Source organism: Staphylococcus sp. Y174-1 (assembly GCF_049897865.1).
Classification (GTDB): Bacteria; Bacillota; Bacilli; order Staphylococcales; family Staphylococcaceae; genus Staphylococcus; species Staphylococcus saprophyticus.
Genome location: NZ_JAFCXB010000016.1, coordinates 1 through 3680, shown reverse-complemented (window position 1 = coordinate 3680; position 3680 = coordinate 1). Strand labels below are relative to the sequence as shown.

The window sequence follows — 3680 nt, the reverse complement described above, 5'->3', positions numbered from 1 at the left end:
TAGTAGCCAACGGCTACAGTGATAACATCCTTGTTAAATTGTTTATATCTGAAATAGTTCATACAGAAGACTCCTTTTTGTTAAAATTATACTATAAATTCAACTTTGCAACAGAACCAAATAAACTATTGAAAGACTTCGGCAATTGAGCCGAGGTCTTTTTATTGTGCCAAAAACCCAAAACCTTTGGGAAAAATGGCACAACCCTTGAGGCTCTAAGTCTCACGCTTTATTTCTTTCAATAAACTACTCGCCACTGAAGACGCTGGAACCTTACTCTCCGTTGACTTGTGCCATTTTTCCCACTTTTTTACCATAAAATTCAAATATTATATAGAGAACTGGTACCAGTGTCAGAGTACAGATGTTGTATCTTATTTATAAATGTTTATATTTATGAATTTAGTTGTATATTTTTATGGTATAAAAATGAAGGATTTTCAAAAAACCTTACTTTTTGGGCACAGCGGGTTTCAACCTTACTCTCCCAAGGGGTCATCTGTGCCATTTTTGTTTTCCAAAATAGGCACAGAAACACCCAAATACATTGGAGCTCTAGGTGTCAAACCTGTGCCATTCAAAATGGGCACAAAAATCAAAATGGGCACAAACCTCTTAATTTTAGTATAAATAATACTATTTAAGATTAATTTTACATCACGTTAGAATATTTAGAAAATTCAAACTATACGTTATATACAAAATTTTATGCATTTTGTTATTCATATTGTATAACGGTATAATGGAATAGGGTGATATTATGGCTGAAACTGAGTTGTCGCGTATTTTTGAGGTTATATCTGATTTATATGATCACTTATATAATCATCGTGATGATGATTATAGTGTATTTTATATTTATTCACATTTACGTAGTGCGGTAAGTGATCTATTAGTTGCATTAAATCACTACGAGATTGAAGAAGATTCTTATGTTAATGATATTTTGAAATCTTTGTACACTTTTTGTGATATTAGAGAACCTTCGTACGAAACTAATCAAATGGCTTTTAACAATGTAAAGTCATTGTATAAACTTTTAATGCACGATGATATTTAATAATTAAACGTAGAAAAAGCACTGGTCTTTAGTACCAGTGCTTGTTTGAGTTCAACGAGCGTGAGCTCGTAACAGGTTTAGTTGAACGATTGTGATGGGCGTGATATTACAATTTATTTGACATATTACTTGATGGTGATGAACAAATGTAGTATAGATAAACCGACATTAAACTATAATGGACATGATTTAAGCTCATTATTTGATGTAGATAACGTTGAAGAATTGTTGAAAATGTTAGATAAGCAATATGTAGACGACACAAAGGGTAATAAACAGCAACGATATTATAACAGTGACGGCAAAATCGAATTACAAACACGTGAAAATGGTTCTAAAATCGAACCTTTCATATACTTCAATGAACTTGCCGATGGGCGGTTGACTTGTTTTAACATCTGCATCTTCTTCTATTCTTTGAATATAATCTTTAGATGAAATATCAATTTGGTCTACATATGATTGTCCGTCGATAGTTAAACTCAAAGGGACAACATGTATATTGTGTTGTGTTAAATAGTCTTGTGATAAATCTGATGTAGAATCAGTCACAATTATTTGTTTAGTCATAACTGCCTCCGCTTAATAATTTATTTTTATTTATTTTCTTACAAGATGTAAAAAGGTGTGTGGAATTTTATTTTTTTCATCTAATTGACCTTCTTCTGATGAAGCAATTTCCCACTCTTCAAATGTATAAGGTGGGAAGAATGTGTCACCTTGATGTTTATCTTCAATAACAGTGATATACATATCATCCACCTTATCCATCATTTCTTCAAAGAGTGTTTGTCCCCCAAATATAAAAATATGACCTTCTAACTCATAAATTTCATCAATTGAATGAATGACATCCACACCTTCTACGTTAAAAGAAGTATCGTGAGTTAAAACGACATTTCTTCTGTTAGGTAGTGGTTTACCAATTGATTCAAAAGTTCTTCTTCCCATCACTAAAGTATTACCGGTAGAAAGTTTTTTTACATGTTTTAAATCGTTTGGTAAGTGCCAAGGTACTGCGTTATTGTAACCAATCACTCGTTGTTGGTCATGTGCTACTAGAATTGATAAAGTCATGATCTTACCTCCAGGTTTTATATTTGAGTATATTTATATAATTAGTAAATTTATCATACTGCTATTGGAGCTTTAATTGATGGATGAGATTCATAATTTACTATTTCTAAATCTTCATAATTAATATCAAAAATAGATGCATCCGAATTAATCTTTAAAGTCGGTGGAGTAAAACCATCTCTAGATAGCTGTGTTTGAATAGCGTCAATATGATTTGAGTAAATATGAGCGTCGCCAAATGTGTGAATAAACTCTCCAACTTCAAGATTGCATTCTTTAGCGATAAGATGAGTTAGAAGTGCATAACTAGCAATATTGAATGGAACGCCTAGAAAAATATCAGCACTACGTTGATAGAGTTGGCAACTTAACTTACCCTCTTGAACATAAAATTGAAACATTGTGTGGCAAGGAGGTAAAGCCATAGTATCAATTTCGGTAGGGTTCCATGCCGATACAATATGTCGACGAGAATTAGGGTTTTCTTTGATTTGTTGAATCACCGTTTTAAGTTGATCAAAGTGATTACCTTCTTTATCTACCCAATCACGCCATTGCTTACCATAAACATTTCCTAAATCACCATATTTTTTCGCAAATTCATCATCATTAAGAATTTGTTGTTTAAACTTTTTCATTTCTTCTTTATAAAGCTCATTAAATGCTTCATCTTGGAGTGCTCTATGTCCAAAATTACTCATATCTGGACCTTTATAATCACTTGATTGAATATACTTTTCAAAAGCCCATTCATTCCAAATATTATTATTGTATTTAAGTAAGTACTGAATATTCGTATCACCTTTTATAAACCACAATAATTCAGTAGCGATTAGTTTAAACGATACTTTTTTAGTAGTTAACAAAGGAAAGCCTTTAGACAAATCGAATCTTAACTGATGACCGAATTTTGATATCGTACCTGTATGTGTTCTATCATCACGTTGTCTGCCAAGCTCTAAAATCTCTTCGCATAAACTATGATACGCTGAATCAAATGGATTTAGCATATTTTCATCTCCTAGAATTATTTATATTAATGTTTATTATACTAGAAAACTGATACTTATAAAATTAAATGTAGGTCAATTTCTCAATTTTAAATATGATAAAAAAACGTCTAACTATAATTTATCGATTAATTTAATAAATTATAATTAGACGTTAAGTGAGATTGGGTCACCGTATATTGGATTCCTAGAGCTCATTTTATTAATGTCTCAGTCTCATTTTAAATAAAGTTACGATTTAGCAATTTTCATCAAAAGCGTCTTTAATATCCATACAAATATCTTGGATGTCACGTCCTTCAATATGTTCGCGAGGGATGGGTCTTCGGAATATATAGTGGAATTAGCATTTTGATAATTCGAAAAAAATAGTGGTTAAATCGGATTGTTTGGTGGAATGCTAAGGAAAAATAAGGTTCTGTTGCAAAGTAAAAAAATATAGCTAACCACTAATTTATCATGTCAGTGTTCGCTTAACTTGCTAGCATGATGCTAATTTCGTGGCATGGCGAAAATCCGTAGATCTGAAGAGA

4 protein-coding genes and 2 pseudogenes are annotated in these 3680 nt (G+C 31.7%); 2 read left to right on the top strand and 4 right to left on the bottom strand.

Annotated features, from left to right (window positions below; all coding sequences use genetic code 11):
* Positions 1-396 precede the first annotated feature (396 nt).
* Complete coding sequence (locus tag ACP7BT_RS13455; protein ID WP_064137599.1) at positions 397-630, top strand: hypothetical protein; 234 nt, start codon at positions 397-399, stop codon at positions 628-630.
* Positions 631-760: 130 nt separating this feature from the next.
* Complete coding sequence (locus ACP7BT_RS13450) at positions 761-1060, top strand: hypothetical protein (protein WP_064137600.1); 300 nt, start codon at positions 761-763, stop codon at positions 1058-1060.
* Between the two features lie 345 nt (positions 1061-1405).
* On the opposite strand, the pseudogene ACP7BT_RS13445 reads toward ACP7BT_RS13450, so the two are convergent.
* The 4 genes and pseudogenes from ACP7BT_RS13445 to ACP7BT_RS13430 form a co-directional block, all read right to left on the bottom strand.
* Positions 1406-1630, bottom strand: a pseudogene (locus ACP7BT_RS13445) (DegV family protein); the annotation flags it as partial.
* Positions 1631-1660: 30 nt separating this feature from the next.
* Positions 1661-2137 carry a dihydrofolate reductase gene (locus ACP7BT_RS13440; RefSeq protein ID WP_126715846.1) on the bottom strand — a complete coding sequence of 159 codons (477 nt, stop codon included), beginning with the start codon at positions 2135-2137 and terminating at the stop codon, positions 1661-1663.
* 53 nt (positions 2138-2190) lie between these two features.
* Positions 2191-3147, bottom strand: a complete 957-nt coding sequence (locus ACP7BT_RS13435) for a thymidylate synthase (RefSeq protein ID WP_064137603.1) — start codon at positions 3145-3147, stop codon at positions 2191-2193.
* A gap of 238 nt (positions 3148-3385) precedes the next feature.
* Positions 3386-3466 (bottom strand): annotated as a pseudogene (locus ACP7BT_RS13430) (BrxA/BrxB family bacilliredoxin); the annotation flags it as partial.
* Between the last annotated feature and the right edge of the window lie 214 nt (positions 3467-3680).

Bases quoted from the DNA above. Each gene is read 5' to 3' on its own strand.
- ACP7BT_RS13440 (WP_126715846.1), bottom strand. From the start codon at position 2,137: ATGACTTTATCAATTCTAGTAGCACATGACCAACAACGAGTGATTGGT.
- ACP7BT_RS13450 (WP_064137600.1), top strand. From the start codon at position 761: ATGGCTGAAACTGAGTTGTCGCGTATTTTTGAGGTTATATCTGATTTA.
- ACP7BT_RS13435 (WP_064137603.1), bottom strand. From the start codon at position 3,147: ATGCTAAATCCATTTGATTCAGCGTATCATAGTTTATGCGAAGAGATT.
- ACP7BT_RS13455 (WP_064137599.1), top strand. From the start codon at position 397: ATGAATTTAGTTGTATATTTTTATGGTATAAAAATGAAGGATTTTCAA.